Source organism: Microcoleus sp. S13C4, from assembly GCF_036700865.1.
GTDB lineage: Bacteria > Cyanobacteriota > Cyanobacteriia > Cyanobacteriales > Microcoleaceae > Microcoleus.
In genome coordinates this window covers 1-17,656 of sequence record NZ_JAUBPS010000062.1, presented here as the reverse complement: position 1 = coordinate 17,656, position 17,656 = coordinate 1, and the positions used below count along the sequence as shown (strand labels likewise).

15 protein-coding genes and 1 pseudogene are annotated in these 17,656 nt (G+C 46.0%); 11 read left to right on the top strand and 5 right to left on the bottom strand.

Going from position 1 to position 17,656, the window contains the following annotated elements:
• Positions 1 to 151 precede the first annotated feature (151 nt).
• A complete protein-coding gene (locus tag QT996_RS22055; protein ID WP_333048929.1) occupies positions 152 to 1,291 on the bottom strand; it encodes a class I SAM-dependent methyltransferase in 1,140 nt (379 codons plus the stop codon).
• A 552-nt stretch (positions 1,292 to 1,843) separates the two neighbouring features.
• Here QT996_RS22055 and QT996_RS22050 point away from each other — a divergent pair.
• The 3 genes from QT996_RS22050 (at position 1,844) to QT996_RS22040 (ending at position 3,882) form a co-directional block, all read left to right on the top strand.
• Entirely contained in the window at positions 1,844 to 2,899 is a 1,056-nt protein-coding gene (locus QT996_RS22050; protein ID WP_333048928.1) for an adenylate/guanylate cyclase domain-containing protein, read from the top strand.
• Between the two features lie 36 nt (positions 2,900 to 2,935).
• Positions 2,936 to 3,364 (top strand): NUDIX domain-containing protein, encoded by a 429-nt coding sequence (locus QT996_RS22045; RefSeq protein WP_333048927.1) that lies wholly within the window; start codon positions 2,936 to 2,938, stop codon positions 3,362 to 3,364.
• 62 nt (positions 3,365 to 3,426) lie between these two features.
• On the top strand, positions 3,427 to 3,882 hold the full coding sequence (locus QT996_RS22040; protein WP_333048926.1) for a GTP pyrophosphokinase: 456 nt from the start codon (positions 3,427 to 3,429) through the stop codon (positions 3,880 to 3,882).
• A gap of 58 nt (positions 3,883 to 3,940) precedes the next feature.
• Here the strand turns inward: QT996_RS22040 and fabG are convergent, their stop codons facing one another.
• The gene (fabG, locus tag QT996_RS22035) at positions 3,941 to 4,705 is read right to left on the bottom strand and encodes a 3-oxoacyl-[acyl-carrier-protein] reductase (protein WP_333048925.1); all 765 of its coding nucleotides are present in this window, start codon (positions 4,703 to 4,705) and stop codon (positions 3,941 to 3,943) included.
• 73 nt (positions 4,706 to 4,778) lie between these two features.
• Here fabG and trxA point away from each other — a divergent pair, with 73 nt between their 5' ends.
• On the top strand, positions 4,779 to 5,096 hold the full coding sequence (gene trxA / locus QT996_RS22030) for a thioredoxin (RefSeq protein WP_333048924.1): 318 nt from the start codon (positions 4,779 to 4,781) through the stop codon (positions 5,094 to 5,096).
• A gap of 87 nt (positions 5,097 to 5,183) precedes the next feature.
• Positions 5,184 to 5,777 (top strand): hypothetical protein, encoded by a 594-nt coding sequence (locus QT996_RS22025; protein ID WP_333048923.1) that lies wholly within the window; start codon positions 5,184 to 5,186, stop codon positions 5,775 to 5,777.
• A gap of 40 nt (positions 5,778 to 5,817) precedes the next feature.
• Here QT996_RS22025 and prmA read toward each other — a convergent pair whose 3' ends face one another.
• A complete protein-coding gene (gene prmA, locus QT996_RS22020; RefSeq protein WP_333048922.1) occupies positions 5,818 to 6,708 on the bottom strand; it encodes a 50S ribosomal protein L11 methyltransferase in 891 nt (296 codons plus the stop codon).
• Positions 6,709 to 7,154: 446 nt separating this feature from the next.
• Entirely contained in the window at positions 7,155 to 8,738 is a 1,584-nt protein-coding gene (gene serA / locus QT996_RS22015; RefSeq protein ID WP_333048921.1) for a phosphoglycerate dehydrogenase, read from the bottom strand.
• Positions 8,739 to 9,028: 290 nt separating this feature from the next.
• Here serA and QT996_RS22010 point away from each other — a divergent pair, with 290 nt between their 5' ends.
• The 6 genes from QT996_RS22010 (at position 9,029) to QT996_RS21985 (ending at position 16,842) form a co-directional block, all read left to right on the top strand.
• The gene (locus QT996_RS22010) at positions 9,029 to 9,535 is read left to right on the top strand and encodes a hypothetical protein (protein WP_333048920.1); all 507 of its coding nucleotides are present in this window, start codon (positions 9,029 to 9,031) and stop codon (positions 9,533 to 9,535) included.
• Between the two features lie 78 nt (positions 9,536 to 9,613).
• Positions 9,614 to 10,204: a Uma2 family endonuclease gene (locus QT996_RS22005; protein WP_333048919.1), complete on the top strand. Its 591-nt coding sequence runs from the start codon at positions 9,614 to 9,616 to the stop codon at positions 10,202 to 10,204.
• Between the two features lie 208 nt (positions 10,205 to 10,412).
• Positions 10,413 to 13,691 (top strand): DEAD/DEAH box helicase, encoded by a 3,279-nt coding sequence (locus QT996_RS22000; RefSeq protein WP_333048918.1) that lies wholly within the window; start codon positions 10,413 to 10,415, stop codon positions 13,689 to 13,691.
• A 15-nt stretch (positions 13,692 to 13,706) separates the two neighbouring features.
• Entirely contained in the window at positions 13,707 to 14,531 is an 825-nt protein-coding gene (locus QT996_RS21995) for an SWIM zinc finger family protein (RefSeq protein ID WP_333048917.1), read from the top strand.
• A 238-nt stretch (positions 14,532 to 14,769) separates the two neighbouring features.
• On the top strand, positions 14,770 to 15,549 hold the full coding sequence (locus QT996_RS21990; protein ID WP_333048915.1) for a photosystem II S4 domain protein: 780 nt from the start codon (positions 14,770 to 14,772) through the stop codon (positions 15,547 to 15,549).
• Positions 15,550 to 15,921: 372 nt separating this feature from the next.
• A complete protein-coding gene (locus tag QT996_RS21985; RefSeq protein ID WP_333048913.1) occupies positions 15,922 to 16,842 on the top strand; it encodes a transposase in 921 nt (306 codons plus the stop codon).
• Positions 16,843 to 17,245: 403 nt separating this feature from the next.
• Here QT996_RS21985 and QT996_RS21980 read toward each other — a convergent pair.
• Positions 17,246 to 17,656: pseudogene (locus tag QT996_RS21980) on the bottom strand (ISKra4 family transposase); the annotation flags it as partial.

Sequence of the window (17,656 nt, the reverse complement as noted above, 5' to 3'; positions counted from 1 at the left end):
TCAAAAGAAGGCAACACTTCTCGATCTCTCTAAATCCACATAGAGCGGTTTGATTCTCCCGATAAGTAGCTCGCACTCAAGAACCCCGACTGCTCAAAGAAGTCGGGGCTCGTGGTGTTAGGTTTTTTGAGCTGGGTCTACTGATTAGCGATTAGGTATGAGTCAGTAAATATTGACCGTTGCCGTTATATTCGCCGTCGCAACTGGCGAAATTAGTCCCCAACCAAATTAAGTAAAACCGCCAGATGCGGCGAAATTTGGCATAGTCGATGTCGATGCCGTAGTTTAAATCTTTGACTATTGCCTGAGAATCGTCAAAGTTTTTCAGCCAGTTAGCAAATGTTTTGGAGTAATTAGAGCCGTTGATATACCATCTTTTAATGGTCTTGAGGTCTTTATTGTAGCTGGGAACTGCATCGTATTTCCAGTAACGGCCGTGGGGGAAAATGTATTTGTGGGTGAAAACGCTGGATATATTGTTGGGAGTGCGAACTGTGATGATGTGAATGAAAACTTTGCCGTTATCCTTCAGGAAAGAGGCCAGCTTTTGGAAAGCTTTCGTTAAATTGCCTACATGACAAAAAACTCCAATGGAGAGAATTTTGTCAAATTTTGTCTCCAATTGGGCGTCGTTCAAATCGCCTTCATATAGGGTAAATCGACCGGAACTAAGGTAGCTTTCGGGGTCTTGCATCTTCTGACGCATATACTCGCATTGGTGGTGGCTCAAGTTAATCCCGGTAAAGGTGACATTGGGGAATTTGGAAAGAATGTAATTGGGAACACAACCCCAACCGCAACCAAAGTCTAAAATATTGTCGCCATCTTGAATCTCTAGCTTTTCAATCACATCATCAATCATCTGAATTTGCGATTGTTCAAGGTTTGCGGCTCCTTTTTCCCACAATCCCATGCTGTATTTAGGATAAATGAGTTTCCCCTCGCCTAGCATCGGATTCAGCATGGCTTGAGGCAAGTCGTACTGAATTTTCATTAAATCCCGCGGCCCTTCGGCTGTATGGTCTGTTTCTGTTAGTACCCATTCGTAGGGTGCAAGCAGGGACGGGAAATGCTTAAAAAAGACGGGCATCCAGGTATCAAAAAGCGATCGCAATACTGAATCTGGGACTTCTAATCCGTTGATGTAAGACTCTGCTACTGCCATTTGCACCGTGTTAACTGCACTGACTCCGAGGCGGGTTGCTCCGTAGGCGATCGGACTTTTGGTATGGATATTTCCTACGAATGGAATGTGGTTTTCGATGCTTTCTAGGGCTGTTGATGAAGTCATGGTTATACTCGTTTTAAAGATGCTGCTATTGTATCTCACAAAAATTGGCTGGTTGTTAGAGAGCAAAAAAGCTGAAACTCTTGCCAAGTAAGCGTTACATACCAAAATTCCCCAAAATCCGAAAAATATATGGCGGTTGAAGGGGATTTGATAACGGATTTATAGGGGTTTGGGCGATCTTAATTTTATTAAGAATTATGTCAGTCCATTTTAGATTTTAGATTTTAGATTTTAGATTAACTCCACAGCTTGAATGGGGATATTTTCAGGGTGAGATGAAAATTGGAGTGTTCATTTATACCATTTTAGATTTTAGAATTGAAAATAAATGATGAGCTAAGAGTTGGACTCTTGCCTAGAGTTGCTTTCTTTTTTTAAAGTTGTGTCAGTTTGGCGGTTGAGCGGACGAAACGACAAGCAAATGCCGATCGCGACTTATAGTTAAGGAATCAGGGATACAGAAAAAATGCCCAGAAACCGGGTTTGCATACAGGTTCGCTGCAATAACAGATGTCCGCGAGATTCCTCGCTAATTAGCTAGACGCGCCACATATGCCACAGATTCACTATCTGCCGGACGATCGCACGATCGAGATAGACGACGACGATATAATTCTGGAAGCTTCCCTGCGTGCCGACATTCCCCACACCCACATCTGTGGCGGTAGCGCCCGGTGTTCGACTTGCCGGGTATTGATTGTCGAAGGTTTGGAATTTTGCTCTCCGCGCACTTCGCCGGAAGAGGAACTCGCGAAAAAATTGCGTTTAGAGCCCGAAATTAGGCTGGCTTGTCAGACGCAGGTTGTAGGCGGCAAGGTGATTTTGCGCCGACTGGCGATCGATTCTGAAGACTTGGAATCATTTAACGACGAAATGGCGGGAAAGTCAATTTCTGCTCCTGTCGGGCAAGAGAAAAAAATTGCAATTTTGTTTGCCGATATTCGCGGGTTTACTGCGTTTGCAGAATCGCTGTTGCCCTACGATGTAATTTATATTTTAAATCGCTATTTCCAAAAAATGGGTTATGTGATCAACCGCAACGGCGGGATGATTAATAATTACATGGGAGATGGTTTTATGGCGCTGTTTGGGTTGGAAAATCCCGACAAGGCGGCGGAACAAGCGGTGAGGGCTGGGGTGGATATGCTGGAGGAACTAGAGAAACTCAATCCCTATTTTGAGACTTTATACCGTCACCGGTTGCGGATTGGGATTGGCATCCACTGCGGTTTGGTCGTTGTGGGGAATTTGGGGGCGTCGAAGAGTCAGACAGTTACGGCGATCGGAGATGCGGTGAATTTGGCCAGCCGGATCGAGGCTGCTAACAAGCAAGTGGGAACAAGTTTACTGATTTCCGAGGAGACTTATCAGGAAGTTAAGGAATTGGCGATCGTCAATCAGTGCGTATCAGTGCAAATCCCGGGGAAAAGCGGCGAATATCCGCTGTATGAAGTAGTCGGGATGCCGCCCCTGCCCGTGGGAATCGAAGAAGTTTCTGAGGTAAGGGAAGGTTCTATTTGGCAAACTTTTGTCAATAAATTGCTGGCTTTGTATGCTGCAGCGTACAATTGGATTAGGAAATTTTGGAGTCAAATTAGAAAACTATAGAGCCACTTTTTTGAGTTGAGTTATTTCCTAGATAAGATGAATATTCCTCAGTCAATAGTTCGCATTTTTCTCATGCTCCCCAACGGTCAGATTGGGGCACAACTGCGAGATAATATTCCAGGTATTGCCAGTCAAGGAATGCTTTCTACTTTTGGGGGTGGCGTGGACATTGGAGAAAGTCCACAGCAGGCAGCCCTGCGAGAAATGGAGGAAGAAACTTGCCTCACAACCAATGATTACAAAATGGAGTTTATCACAACTTTTACGCACCAAAAGACCCAAAAAGATAGAAAAATTATACAAAACAACCACCTTTTTTTAGCGAAAGTTAGCGATTGTGATAAAATAGAAATAAAAGAAGGTGTGGGTTTGGTAGTTTTGAGAAAAGATGTAGATTTCGAGAAAGTCAATGCAGGGGAGGGTACTCAAATGGCTGGGAAATTGTTGCAAGAATATTTAAAATAAAAACTCCCACACTACGTTTTCCCAGCGAGGGGACGGAAACTTCAATACAGAACTTCTTTACTATGTTGTCAAATACGAATTCAGATTACGAATCATTACTACAACGAGCGATCGCGATCGCAGCCAAAGCTCATGAGGGGCAGGTTGATAAGGCAGGCAATCCCTATCTCGATCATCCGCTATTTGTGATGGAAAATGTAAATTCTTTGGAGCAAAAAGTCGTAGCGGTTCTACACGATGCCGTCGAAGATTCTGAACTTACACTTGAGCAACTTAGAAGCGAAGGTTTTCCTGAAGTTCTAGTCGGGGCGATCGCGGCGATTACCAAAATAGAAGGAGAAGCTTATGCAGCTTATTTAGAACGTGTGATTGCCAACCCGATCGCACTGCGAGTCAAAATCGCTGATGTTACTCATAACCTTGATATTCGTCGCATCGCCAATCCGACAGAGGCAGATTTTCAACGCATTGCCAAATACAAAAAAGTCCTCAGTCAGTTGCGTGCCGCCCTAAAATAATTATTAACCGCAAATATCCGCGTTAATCCGCGTGCATCTGCGGTTAAAAAATCAAATCCTAAGCCATCACCATTCCCCCATCCACATTAAAAACCTGCCCCGTTATATAAGCCGCCGCCGCATCCGCCGCCAAAAACTTCACCATTCCTGCCACTTCCTCAACTTCCCCATATCTCCCCAGGGGAATATACTTCAAAATCTCATCAGACTTGACATCCTTAGTCATATCTGTAGTGATAAAACCCGGTGCAACTGCATTCACAGTAATCCCGCGAGTCGCCAACTCTTTCGCCACAGTTTTAGTAAACCCAATTACCCCAGCTTTCGCCGCACTGTAATTAGCTTGTCCGGGATTGCCCATTTGCCCAGCAACCGAAGCAATATTAATAATTCGACCGCTTCGCTGTTTCAGCATTATTTTACTGGCAGCTTTCGCACACAAAAACACGCCGGTTAGATTCAAATCAATTACCGCTTGCCAATCTTCCAACTTCATCCGCAGCAGCAAAGTATCGCGAGTAATGCCGGCATTGTTCACCAAAATGTCAATTCGTCCCCATTTTTCTATGACATTACTGGTGAGTAAATCTACTTGGTCAGTTTTCGAGACATCTGCTGCAAGTGCGACAGCTTCTCCTCCAGCAGCGACTATTTCTGCTACCACCTCATCAGCAGCAGCACTCGAACTCGCATAGTTTACGGCGACTTTAGCGCCCTCTGCTGCTAGGGTTAAAGCAACGGCGCGGCCGATTCCCCGCGACGCACCGGTCACGACAGCAACTTGACCCCGCAATCTCTGAAAAGTCTCTGGTAATAATTCCATAATTGTATCCTCGCAATCTACCAGAGAATTTTGCACTAAAATCGAGCCAGAACCCAAAAAATTATTTTGTCTTATGGCAGTTCAAAAACAGTTCAGCAGTTTTGAAGAGTTACTATCGGGCTCTGACTTGCCGGTGTTGGTAGATTTTTACGCTACTTGGTGCGGGCCTTGTCAGATGATGGCACCGATTTTGGAGCAAGTCAGCGGTCAGATGAAGGACAAGCTGATGGTTGTCAAAATTGACACGGATAAGTACGAACAGTTGGCGTCGCAGCATCACATTTATGCTTTGCCGACTTTGGTGCTGTTCAAAAATGGCGCTGAGGTCGATCGCATTGAGGGAGTGCTGCAAGCGGCGCAGTTGATCGATCGAGTGCAACCTCACTTGTAGCACGAGCCAATTATCTCACACCTAGGGTGCGTCAGCTAATATCTGATTAATTATAAATAAGATAATCCTAGTTGACGCACCCTACTTATGAAGACTCCCAGCCACGCTATTATCAATCTCGCAATTCTCGGCAAACCGCAACTGCCGCAAGCTAATCTCATTATTGTGATCGGCGGAATTTTGCCGGATATTCCGATATTTTTATTTTACTTTTGGGCGAAATACATTGCTCGCTTGCCCGCAGGTACAATTTGGTCAAAAGCATATTATGAGCCTTTTGTGCAAGATATTGTGGCTCTGTTTCATTCTATCCCTCTGGCGGCAATCGGCTGGCTAATTGCTTATTACTTTGGCTTGCAAAGTGTGCAAATTCTGTTTATGAGCATGATACTGCACTCTCTGGGAGATTTGCCTGTCCACAATGACGACGCTCACCGACACTTTTTTCCGTTCAGCAATTACCGTTTTATCAGTCCGATTTCTTATTGGGATAGGAAGCACTACGGGTCAATTGTTTCTTTGGTTGAAATGTTGTTAGTGCTGCTGTCAACTTACCGCGTTTTTGGTTTTGTTAATTCTTATGCTGGAAAAACGTTGTTAATTTTGGTGAATGGTTTTTACTGGGCTGGCGCGGTTTATTTTCAGGTGCGAGATTTATTTAAATTCACTTCTCAAAGATGAAACATGAACTCAAAATTACCAATTAGCAATTACCATATTGTTAACTACGCCGAATATTAAAACAGCACCAATCTTGGCGCTTCCACAGAGTAGCGACAATCCAGCCGTGCTGTTCGAGAGTGTCAGCAATTGGCTTAGCTTGTTCGAGCAAAATGCCGCTGAGCACGCCCCAAGTAGTGGGTTTGCTAATTGCAGTGAATTGCGGGATCAAATCAATGATTACTTCTGCTAGGATGTTGCATATCAAACCGTCGATCGGCTCATCTAGCATTTCTTTCAAGCGATCGATACTTCCGAGCTCTGCAACCAACTGCTGAGAATTAACGCGGTTGAGTAGTCTGTTGCTAATGGTCGATCGCACTGCCAAAGGATCAGTATCCAAAGCATAAACTTTTGTAGCGCCCAACAACACCGCGCCGATCGACAAAATACCCGATCCGCAGCCAATATCAGCAACTATGGACTCTTTGTCATCAAAACCAAGACGCATTTCCAGCGACTCCAGACACAGTTGAGTAGTAGCGTGAGCACCGGTACCGAAAGCGACACCCGGATCTAAACGCAAAATGACGCGATCAGTATCAGTTGGTAGGGGCAGCCAGGCCGGGTTAATTAAAAAGCGATCGCCCACTTCTTGAGGCTGCCAGTGTTCCTTCCAAGTGCTGCCCCAGTCCTCATCTTCAATCAAATCCCACTGCATCGCAGGTAGGGGCAAACCTGCACACAGAGCATCTTGACGCAGCCACAGAGACAGAGCCGCCAAATCCAGCAATCCTGCCTGTTCTTCGGGCAAATAAGCCGACATCAGACAGGAATTGCTTTTGATCTCAGTAGCACTTCCCCTACAGTTAAACCGTTCCAGACGCCAAAAGATGATATCTTCCAGCGCCGGATCGCAAAGAATTCTAATTTCCCACCAACTATGTGCCATAACAATTTTAGATTTTAGATTTTAGATTTTAGATTTGCCCAGGGGAACTGGAGACTGGGAACTGGGGAGTGAGGAAGGAGGATTGGCTAATAGAAAAATTCCCGCTTTCTGGCCAATTACCAACGATCAATTACCCATTACCAATTATCAGCCCTTGCATCCAAAATCTAAACTCCAAAATCCGTCAAAGATTTACCGTGTAAGCATCCCGAATTCCCGGAACTTTTAGGATCTCCGCCAGTATCCCCTCTGGTAGAGGGTCAACGATTTTAGATTTTAGATTTTAGATTTTAGATTTGCCCAGGGGAACTGGAGACCGGGAACTCGGGAGTGAGGGATGAGGATTGGCTAATAGAAAAATTCCCGCTTTCTGGCCAATGACCAATTACCCATTACCCATTACCCATTATCAGCCCTTGCATCCAAAATCTAAACTCCAAAATCCGTCAAAGATTTACTGTGTAAGCATCCCGAATTCCCGGAACTTTTAGGATCTCCGCCAGTATCCCCTCTGGTAGAGGGTCATCGAGGCTCAAAACCATCACCGCATCGCCTCGCACGATTTTACGGCCTACCTGCATACTGGCAATATTGACATTAAAACTACCCAATTGGGAACCAATTTTGCCAATAATCCCCGGCATATCGCGGTGCAGGGTAAACAGCATATGGTGAGTGGGGGACACGTTGACAGGGAAATCGTCAACGCTGGTAATCCGAATTTCGCTTTCACCGAGCACTGCACCCGTGACTGTGTGTTCGCCGAGGGTTCCCTTGGCCGAGAGGTGCAGGGAGCCGGTGTAGTCGCGAATTGAGGCGTCTCTGGTTTCGACGACGCGAATCCCGCGTTCTTTGGCTTCAATGCTGGCGTTGACGTAGTTAACACGCTCTCGCAGGGCTTGGGAGAGCAGGCCTTTGAGGGCGGCAACGACTACGGGTTGGCTTTGGTTACTAGCCAATTCCCCTTGAAGTTGCACATTGAGGTAATCGACTCGGCCTCCGGCTAGCTGGCTGACGAGGTTGCCGAGAGTTTCGGCGAGTTGCAGGTAGGGTTTGAGTTTTTCGATCGAATCTGGGTAAATTCCTGGTATGTTAACAGCCGATCGCGCGGGCAGCCCCAAGAGTACATCACGAATTTGTTCAGCAACGTCGATCGCCACATTCACCTGAGCTTCCGCTGTGGATGCTCCCAAGTGGGGCGTTAGCACGATGTTCTGCCCGACACTCCGCAGCGGGGAATCGGCTTCGAGGGGTTCGTGTTCGTAAACGTCCAAAGCTGCGCCGGCGATCTTGCCTTCTTTGATGGCTTCTGCGAGGGCTGCTTCGTCGATGATGCCGCCTCTGGCGCAGTTTATGATGCGGGCCGTAGGCTTCATTTTCGACAGCACTTCAGCGTTAATTAAGTGCAGGGTTTCCGGCGTTTTGGGGATGTGCAGGGTGATGTAGTCGGATTCGCGCATCAGCAGTTCGAGTTCTACCAAGCGGCAACCCAACTGGTCGGCTCTTTCGGTGGAAATGAAGGGATCGTAGGCCAGCAGTTTCATGCCCATTGCTTTGGCTGCGGCCGCGAGGTGGGAGCCGATTTTGCCCAAACCGACGATGCCGAGAGTTTTTTTGTAAACTTCTACGCCGATAAAGCGGTTGCGTTCCCATTTACCACCTTTGACGGATGCGTTGGCTTCCGGGATGTGGCGGGACATTGAGAGCATCATGGCGAGCGCGTGTTCGGCTGCGGCGATCGTGTTGCCTTCGGGGGAATTGACGACTACAATTCCTTTGCGGGTAGCTGCGGGTACATCGACATTATCCACGCCGACGCCGGCTCTGCCGATGATTTTGAGTGAATTCCCGGCTTCAATGATTTCTTTGGTAACTTGGGTGCCAGAACGGATCATTAAAGCGTCGTAATCTGGAATAATTCGTACCAGTTCTTCGGCTGAGAGTCCTGTGTTTACGTCAACTTGCGCGACTTGGGACAGGATGTCAATTCCGGCTTGGTCGATCGGATCGGATACTAGAACTTTAGGCATAGCAAGCAATTGAGTGCAATAGTAAAAATAGACCGAGCGTTGGCGAGCTCAAAGTTGAGACTTATGACTTAGAGCAGTATCTAACAGCTCAGCTCAAGCTTGCCTTTGTGCAGTTTGAATTGTATCTGTATTCGGTCAAGGTCGGCCGTTTTTTGCATGAAATATTTTAGCTTGGGGGGCGATCGGACTCTCTGAATGTCTGAAAAACCCCCAAGTGCTTAGCTAGTATGTCTTTTCGGTCTATAATAGACTTTGGCTATTCAAGCCTAACTATCAGGAATTGTTTTCTAATGAATTATCTTATCGCCGTACTGCCCGATCGAATTCAAGCCGAAGCTGCCTACAATGCTCTGGAAAAAGAAGGCTTGCCCATGAAGCAAGTCAGCATTTTGGGCCGTGGCTACAAAACTGCTGATGAATTTGGCTTGATCGACCCCAACCAGCAAGCGGATAAACAAGCTAAACTCATGGCTGTTTGGCTGGTGCCGTTTGGCTTTATTGCTGGCGTTACTTTCAGTCTGATGACTCAGTTGAAGACTTTTGCGTGGGCGGGCGAAATTGGCGATCACGCGATCGGCGGAGTGCTAGGTGCGATCGCCGGCGGGATGGGCAGCTTTGTTGTTGGCGGAGCCGGGGGCATGGCTTTTGGCAGCGGCGATGCTTTGCCCTACCGCAACCGTTTGAATGCGGGTAAATTTTTGATTGCGGTTAAGGGTACTGATGATTTGACTGGGAAAGCTGCGAAGATTTTGCAGCAGTTTAAACCGGAAAATATCCAAGGTTATACAGAGACTTAAGTTATTTGTTTGTTAACAGTTGACGGTTGACTGTTGTTGACTGTTGACATTCAACTCGTGTAATATTTGGAGGCCGTTATGGAATCACAAACTATCCCCCTACATTCTCCCCTAGAATTAACGCTCGAATTAACTGACGAGCAGTTTTTTCAGTTGTGTATAGACAACCGAGATTTAAGATTTGAGCGCACTGCTAGTGGAGGATTAATTATTATGCCACCTACGGGTAGCGAGACAGGTAGACGGAATTCAGACCTAAACTATCAACTTCAATCTTGGAGCCGTCAAAATAAACATTTAGGAGTGGCTTTTGATTCTTCGACTGGATTTAAACTGCCCGACGGTACAGATATTTCTCCCGATGCTGCTTGGATTCGGCGCGATAGGTGGGATGCTTTAACTCCCGAAGAAAAAGAGAAATTTGCGCCGATTTGTCCCGATTTTGTGGTGGAATTGCGATCGACCACCGACTCGCTAGAAAAATTGCGGGCTAAAATGAAAGTGTATGTGAAAAATGGAGCGAGGTTGGGATGGTTGATCGATGGCAAAAATAGAAAAGTAGAAATCTCTCGTCACTGTTCAGATGTGGAAATTTTAGACTCGCCTGCAACTCTGTCAGGTGAAGATGTACTACCCGGCTTTGTGTTGGATTTAACTGATATTTTCTAAATCGGAAAGAAGACTCGGCGGTTGCAACCGGGTCTACACAAGCAAAACCCGCCGACGCGGGTTAAATATAGCGCGGTAAAATTACGTTATTCTCTTGAGTCCGCGGAGGCAGACATCGTTTGTATAGCAGCGGTTTCAACCGCCGTCTTATCTTTTCCCGCTAATTGATGATATGATAGGCTGCCAAAGGTTGCATTTGGTATGACCTATGAAAATCCTCCACGGGACTTGGATTCCTCAAGCAGAAGAGAATTTTATTCAACCTGGAACGTTTTATATTTGGGTTGAAACCACTCAAAAGAAAAAACAGCCTGCTAAGGTTCATCCCCGACAATTGGGGACGGCACAGTTAAGAGAGTTTCTAACGAAAGAAGCCGGGATTCAACTGCCACCAGTCAGCAATACAAGTGCGATGGGGCTAGAATACGCGATCGTCCCTCGGTATTTTTTACTGCCCACTGCCAACAACCAGCCGTTGCCTTCTTTAGAGTTAGCGCGATATTTAGAGACAGAGTTACCCGAAACATTTGAGTTGGAGTATTGGCAAGTTGATTGTGTGGCCATCGCCACCCACACTTTGACTAAAGTATTGAACGATCTGCATTTTTTTGCCCTCTACGATTTAGCAGAAGTTCAGTTTGGTTCAGACTTGCTATTTTGGTATCACTACACCCAATTTTTTAAGCAAATTGTTCTGAAAGATCATTATATTCCGGCGTTGCGCTATCGAGAAACTGCTGCGATCGCGATCGCACCCATCGAAACATCCGAACCCGCTGAGAAAGCCACGCGCGGGCGTAAGAAAGCGGGCGAGACAAAAACAAAAACCACTGCAAAAACTCCAAAAACACCTGCCAAAATTGCACCCAGCTTTGAGATTTATCCAGGATGGGAAATTGTTTCAACACAGTACGAAACAGATTTACAACGCTATGTTGAATGGATGCCTTTAGTTTGTGTGTCCGGTTTTTGGAAGATCCAGCTACAAGATACACCAAAGTTTTACGATCGCGAACGGTTGCTGCGGCATTTTTCCGAGTGTGCGATTGTGGAAATTGTCACTCAAACCCCCATCCCAGCATCGTTTGAAAATAAGATTGCGGATTCTTTACTCCAAATCTGCCTCAACCAAACACGAAAAATCGCGCGAGTAAGCCTTGAGCAATACCGACAATGGCAAACCTGGCGCGATCGCATTACGCGCAATCAATCTGCTGACTCATTCTCCCTCTGCTTTCAACTACAATCCCCCGAAAACCCCGAACAGCCTTGGGTTTTAGAGTTTCAGGTGGCTGCGAAAAAAGACCCATCTCTGCGGATGCCGTTGCAGGATTATTGGCAATCGCGATCGACTCAACAAAAACAGTTGCAAACACAATTCGGAGACAACTTTGAGCAACATTTGCTGACAAATCTCGGCTACGCTGCCCGCATTTATCCCCAACTTTGGCAAGGGCTAGAAACCGACAAACCCGTTAACATTTCCCTCAGCTTAGATGATGCCTTCACCTTCCTCAGCGAGTCCGCTTGGGTATTAGAAGATGCCGGATATAAAGTGATTGTCCCCGCTTGGTGGACGCCGAAGGGACGGCAGCGGGCGAAGATTCGCCTGCAAGTCAAAGGGAAGGGCAGCAAGAGCGCTGCCATCAAGGGCAAAGGATTGTTTTCGGCGGATTCCTTGGTGGAATATCAATATGAATTGGCGATCGGGGGTGAACGGGTTAGCGAACAAGAATGGCAGGCGTTAGTAAATAGCAAAACACCGCTGGTGCAGTTCCGAGGACAATGGATGGAACTGGACAAAGACAAGATGCAGGAGATGTTGGAGTTTTGGAAAAAACATCGCCAAGAAAACCCCGATTTAAGCCTGATTGACTTTATGAAGTTGACGGCAGAAGGAGAAGCGAGCGAACAGTTGGAGGTTGAGCGCGATCGGGCTTTATCGGATATGTTGGAGAAGCTGAACGATAAGAGTCGGTTAGAGTTAATTGCAGATCCAGCAAAGTTTCAGGGCAAGTTACGGGATTACCAAAAGCGCGGCGTTTCTTGGTTGAGTTATTTGGAAAGTTTGGGATTAAATGGCTGTCTTGCCGATGATATGGGTTTGGGTAAATCGGCGCAGGTAATTGCTCGATTATTGCAAGAGCGGGAAGTTTTATCTACTACAAAAGAGACAGAAAAAGCGGTCGCACCTTCGGTTCTACCCACGCTGCTAATTGCGCCAACATCCGTAGTTGGTAACTGGCAAAAGGAAATGGAAAAGTTTGCTCCAGAATTGCGATCGCTGATTCACCACGGCCCTCAACGTTTGCAAGATGCCAAAGCATTTAAAGCCGCCGTCCAAGATTGTGATATGTTGATCACTTCCTTTACCTTGGCGCGCAAAGACGAGAAACTGTTGAGCAGCGTAGCGTGGCATCGCTTAGTAATTGATGAAGCGCAGAATATTAAAAATCCGAAAGCGGCGCAAACAAAGGCGATCTTAAAGTTGCCTGCTACCCATCGGTTGGCGCTGACTGGAACACCCGTGGAAAATCGATTGCTGGATTTATGGTCAATTTTTAATTTCCTCAATCCGGGCTATCTGGGTAAAGAGGCGCAGTTTCGGAAGTTGTTTGAGATCCCCATTCAAAAAAATGGGAGTCGCACGCAATCGGCAGCGCTCAAAAAATTAGTGGAACCCTTTATTCTCCGGCGTCTGAAAACCGATAAGTCGATTATTCAGGATCTCCCGGACAAAGTTGAGCAAAAGCTCTACTGCAATCTCACCCGCGAGCAAGCTTCGCTTTATGAAGCGATCGTCCAAGAGGTAGAACAAGAAATTGACGCGGCGGAAGGGATGAAGCGCAAGGGGATGATTTTGGCGACACTGCTGAAGCTGAAGCAAATTTGTAACCATCCGCGCCAGTTTTTGCAAGATGAAAGTGAGTTTACACCAGAGCGATCGCACAAACTGGAACGGCTGATCGAGATGATTGAGGAAGTCAAAGCAGAAGGCGAAAGTTTATTGGTATTTACGCAGTTTACAGAACTGGGAAGCGCGTTGGAAAAATATATTAAACAAACGCTACATTACAACACTTACTACATCCACGGGGGAACCAGTCGCGAAAAACGGGAACGGATGATTTCAGAGTTTCAAGATCCAGAATCTGAACCTTCGGTATTTATTCTGTCACTGAAGGCGGGCGGCGTGGGAATTACGCTGACAAAAGCCAATCACGTGTTCCATTTCGATCGCTGGTGGAATCCGGCAGTGGAAGATCAGGCGACGGATCGGGCGTTTCGGATCGGACAGGAAAAAAATGTGTTTGTGCATAAGTTTGTGGCGATTGGCACTTTGGAAGAAAAGATTGACCAAATGATTGAAGACAAAAAGAAATTGGCAGGGTCAATTATTGGTGCGGATGAGTCGTGGTTGACTGAGTTGGATAATGAGGCATTTAAGAAATTAATTAGGCTCAATAAAAATGCGGTTCTAGATTAGGAGAAACCCAAAAATATGTCACAATTTACTCGGACTTGGTGGGGCAATAAATTTATCGATGCGTTAGAAAGATTTACAGATTCTGGGCGACTCGGACGGGGACGTTCCTATGCACGGAATGACAAGGTAAAAAGCTTTAAGATTAATGATGGCTTAGTGATGGCAGAAGTAAGAGGCTCGGTTAATCCTTATTTTGGGGTTTATAAGGAGCCTCTGTACAAAACTAAAATTGAGTTTGAGCCGATTAGTCAGGCAAAGTGGAAAGTTGCGATCGCCCAAATGGCATCAAAAGCCAGCTTCATTTCTCGGCTGCTAATAAACGAAATGCCTGACAACATTGAAAATGCTTTTGCACCCCTCGGATTGCACCTTTTACCCAGCAGCCGTGAGGACTTTAAGACTACTTGCTCTTGCCCAGACTATAGCAATCCCTGCAAACATATTGCCGGAGTTTATTATTTGGTGGCGGCCGAATTGGACAAAGATCCATTTTTACTGTTTGAATTACGGGGGCTTTCTAAGGAAGTGCTGCACCGCGAATTAGCAAAAACGCCTTTGGGCTTGGCGCTGGCGGCGGAGTTGATGGCTGATGCAGCGGCCCCTGTGGCGGTGGATTCCTATTACACGCGGGCGATCGCCAGTGAGGCGCAAACGGTCAGCCTGAAAGAGTTTTGGCACGGTGCGAAGCGATTACCGCAGACGATTGATGTGGGGGTACAGAGTGGCGTAAGTGCGATCGTGGTGAAGAAACAGGGAGATTTTCCACAGTTTTGGCACAAGGATGGTTCGTTTATTGAGGCGATGGAAGAACTGTATTTGCGGGTGAAGAAGAATAAGTAGTTGGGTGGACAATTTTGCTGCCATACTCGATCGAACTCTTGCAAAAACTTAAACTCGAAGACTTCATAGATTTGCTACAATAATCGTGCTCATCATATCAGCTTTACCAGCAACTAAAATCATACGCTCGTTATTTGATGATTTTAGACTATAATTAAATTAGTGCGACTGTTAAAAAAGTAGACTTTTTAGTTACAGCAAGCTTTGGCAATTTCAAATTAGAATCTAGCATTAACTGATGTTACAAAGAGAAGAACTGTTAAAAGGCATCGAAAACCGCGAATGTGTGGCGCGGGCGATCGACCAAGCGGAACAAGCAATTAAAACTTGGGAAGTTACTCTGACTGATTTTCTGTCGCCTCCAGAATTGGCGGACACTCTGACGGTATTTAAGCGCTTAACAGACGTGGAATTAGTGGCTTGGGGCGGCTACCCGCAAGCTGAAAGACAAAGAATTGCGATCGCGCGATCGGATATCCCGATCGACTCTGCTAGCGTTAACGTTGCTGCGGTAGAAATCGCTGGCAATTTCTTGTTCGATACAGCTTCTCACCGCGACTTTTTGGGGGCGATGTTGGGTACGGGAATTGTCCGCGAGAAAACTGGCGATGTGATTGTTTTGGGAGAACGCGGCGCGCAAGCCATTGTCATGCCGGAGATGGTAGAGTATTTGGAGATGAGTTTGCAGCAAGTGCGATCGGTTCCTGTGCAAACGCGGCGCATTGAGTTGAGCGAACTCAAAATTAGAGAACCCAAAAAGAAAGAAATGACAACCGTTGAAGCATCCATGAGATTGGATGCTGTCGCCTCGGCTGGGTTCGCAATGTCTCGCAGCAAAATGGCCGATTTGATTGATAGTGGCGACGTGCGAGTTAACTGGAAAGACGTTACTCAAGCTAGTTATAATGTCAAGTCGGGAGATTTAATTGCTGTTACGGGCAAGGGAAGATTGGAAATTGGGGAAGTTGCTGTTACTAAGAAGGAACGCTATCGAGTGCAGTTAACTCGATATTTGTAATTTATAGCCCAGAAAGCGGGGTTTTTTACCAGCAATTGAGGACACGGCAGTGCCGTTTCCCTACCCCAAAACATCGTAGCAAGGGCGATAACTCGCCCGCCATCGCCCTTGCGAGGATAAGTAGTTAAGCAAAATTAATTACATAATTATCTCCAAATTATTTAAGAATTTTTTCTACAGATGAAACAAGAGATTGCCAGCTAGAGTAGGCATCTATTTCGGGAGCATAACAGTTATGTGCTCAGTATAAATACTGATGATAATTTACTGTAGTTTAGACTAACCAAAGATGAGAACGGTGGCAAAAGAAGAACTAGAGCCACCGCGCCAGGAGAGAATGAGGGTGAAAAATAAAACCTATCCACTCCTTAAATGAACAGTGAACGATTAAAGGACTTTCGTCAAGCAGCATACGAGTTATTGGTGCTGGCCTCATATGCAACATTCGAGCTGATGGATGCAATGATGACCACTCCGAATGCGTCATGTTTAGCGGAATTTTCACTCAATCCATTATTCAAGCGTCAATGGCCAAGCATCTATGAAGCGTTACAAGACTGTAGACCTGATCGGAAAAAACTGATGTTGCTGTATCTGAAGCAATTACAGAAAGAAGCACCCCCAACAGAACACATATTAGTGGCAATCGACCACACTGCATGGGGGAGACGAGATGCCAAAACGTTAAAAGACAGAACCCATGAATATCAGAGGGGCTCCATTGTTGGACAGGGATACAGTACAATTGCGTGGATACCTGAAGTACAAGGAAGTTGGGCATTACCCCTACTTCATGAAAGAATTAGTAGTGGGTCTTCACCCATACTTCAAGCAGCTTCCCAACTCAAACTTGTCTGTGAACAGAGTGTCAACCCAGTTTTAGCAGTTTTGGATGCTGAATATGGAAATGCAAGTTGGGTGCTGGCGCTAACGCAAGCTTCCATCCTTGCTGATTGTTTAATGAGAGTCCGAAAAAATGCCTGCTTATGGTCAGCACCACCAGCTTATAGTGGTCGCGGTAGACCACGGAAACATGGGCAAAAAATGAGACTCAACGACGCAACCACATGGCTCGAAGCTGATACTACGATTGAAATTGATGAACATCCAGATTTGGGACAAGTCCGAGTCAGACAATGGATTGACTTACATTTTTATCGTGCCCCTAAACAAAAAGTCAATTTAATCCTGGTGGAAAGAATGAAGCCCATGTCAAACGGTCAGCCGTTTCCACCCTTATGGTTGGCTTGGGTTGGAGAACGAACTCTACCCAAGCGAAACAGTTTGGTTTAAGTATTTACAACGTTTTGGAGTGGATCATTGGTATCGATTTGCTAAGCAACGATTACATTGGACATTGCCTAACTTGAGAACTCCCGAACAATGTGAACGGTGGAGCGATTTAATGCCGTTGATGAGTTGGCAACTCTGGTTAGCTAGGGATTTAGTGGTTGAAAATATACTACGCGGGGCAATCTGCTAATATCAATGTAACTCCTGGACGTGTTGCCCAATCCATGTTGTCGCTTTTAGTTGACATTGGTACTCCTACTAAAATCCCTAAACATAGGGGAAAATCCCCCAGGGGGAACGCATCTTATTGAACACTGTTCATCAGTGGTGAGTATATTTTGAGATAAATTCACCATTCTTAGAAGCTACCGACGGGAGCATCCCGGTTTTGCGCTTTTGAGCATCAAACGGATATTGATCCGTTAAGGTAGGCGCACCGAAGCTTAAGCATTTGATTGACATTTTTCATCAACCACTGCGCTCCTGAAATTTTCAACCTTCTATCAATTTGTTTTACTGCCGACTCTACAGCTCCGGAACCGATTGAGCAAACCTTTTGTGTTGACAATTGCTCGTAGTTAACAATCCGCCGGCGATGCTTCTCCAAATAAGCACAAAAGTTCTGGGCTTGTTTTTGACGGCAAGACTTAAATAAATTGATGGTTTCCTCGACTCGTCCTTGCCACAGAAACTCCTTACCTTGCGCCAGACGCTTCAACGACCCACCGACCTTACATAAATTTTCAACTAAGTGATACCAATCTAAAATTTCCCGCCGCGCCCCGTCAGGATTCAACTGGACAATAATATTCCA

Excerpts from the sequence above, each read along its gene's own strand:
- QT996_RS22055 (WP_333048929.1), bottom strand. The coding sequence starts at position 1,291 with ATGACTTCATCAACAGCCCTAGAAAGCATCGAAAACCACATTCCATTC.
- QT996_RS22050 (WP_333048928.1), top strand. The coding sequence starts at position 1,844 with ATGCCACAGATTCACTATCTGCCGGACGATCGCACGATCGAGATAGAC.
- QT996_RS22045 (WP_333048927.1), top strand. The coding sequence starts at position 2,936 with ATGAATATTCCTCAGTCAATAGTTCGCATTTTTCTCATGCTCCCCAAC.
- QT996_RS22040 (WP_333048926.1), top strand. The coding sequence starts at position 3,427 with ATGTTGTCAAATACGAATTCAGATTACGAATCATTACTACAACGAGCG.
- fabG (WP_333048925.1), bottom strand. The coding sequence starts at position 4,705 with ATGGAATTATTACCAGAGACTTTTCAGAGATTGCGGGGTCAAGTTGCT.
- trxA (WP_333048924.1), top strand. The coding sequence starts at position 4,779 with ATGGCAGTTCAAAAACAGTTCAGCAGTTTTGAAGAGTTACTATCGGGC.
- QT996_RS22025 (WP_333048923.1), top strand. The coding sequence starts at position 5,184 with ATGAAGACTCCCAGCCACGCTATTATCAATCTCGCAATTCTCGGCAAA.
- prmA (WP_333048922.1), bottom strand. The coding sequence starts at position 6,708 with ATGGCACATAGTTGGTGGGAAATTAGAATTCTTTGCGATCCGGCGCTG.
- serA (WP_333048921.1), bottom strand. The coding sequence starts at position 8,738 with ATGCCTAAAGTTCTAGTATCCGATCCGATCGACCAAGCCGGAATTGAC.
- QT996_RS22010 (WP_333048920.1), top strand. The coding sequence starts at position 9,029 with ATGAATTATCTTATCGCCGTACTGCCCGATCGAATTCAAGCCGAAGCT.
- QT996_RS22005 (WP_333048919.1), top strand. The coding sequence starts at position 9,614 with ATGGAATCACAAACTATCCCCCTACATTCTCCCCTAGAATTAACGCTC.
- QT996_RS22000 (WP_333048918.1), top strand. The coding sequence starts at position 10,413 with ATGAAAATCCTCCACGGGACTTGGATTCCTCAAGCAGAAGAGAATTTT.
- QT996_RS21995 (WP_333048917.1), top strand. The coding sequence starts at position 13,707 with ATGTCACAATTTACTCGGACTTGGTGGGGCAATAAATTTATCGATGCG.
- QT996_RS21990 (WP_333048915.1), top strand. The coding sequence starts at position 14,770 with ATGTTACAAAGAGAAGAACTGTTAAAAGGCATCGAAAACCGCGAATGT.
- QT996_RS21985 (WP_333048913.1), top strand. The coding sequence starts at position 15,922 with ATGAACAGTGAACGATTAAAGGACTTTCGTCAAGCAGCATACGAGTTA.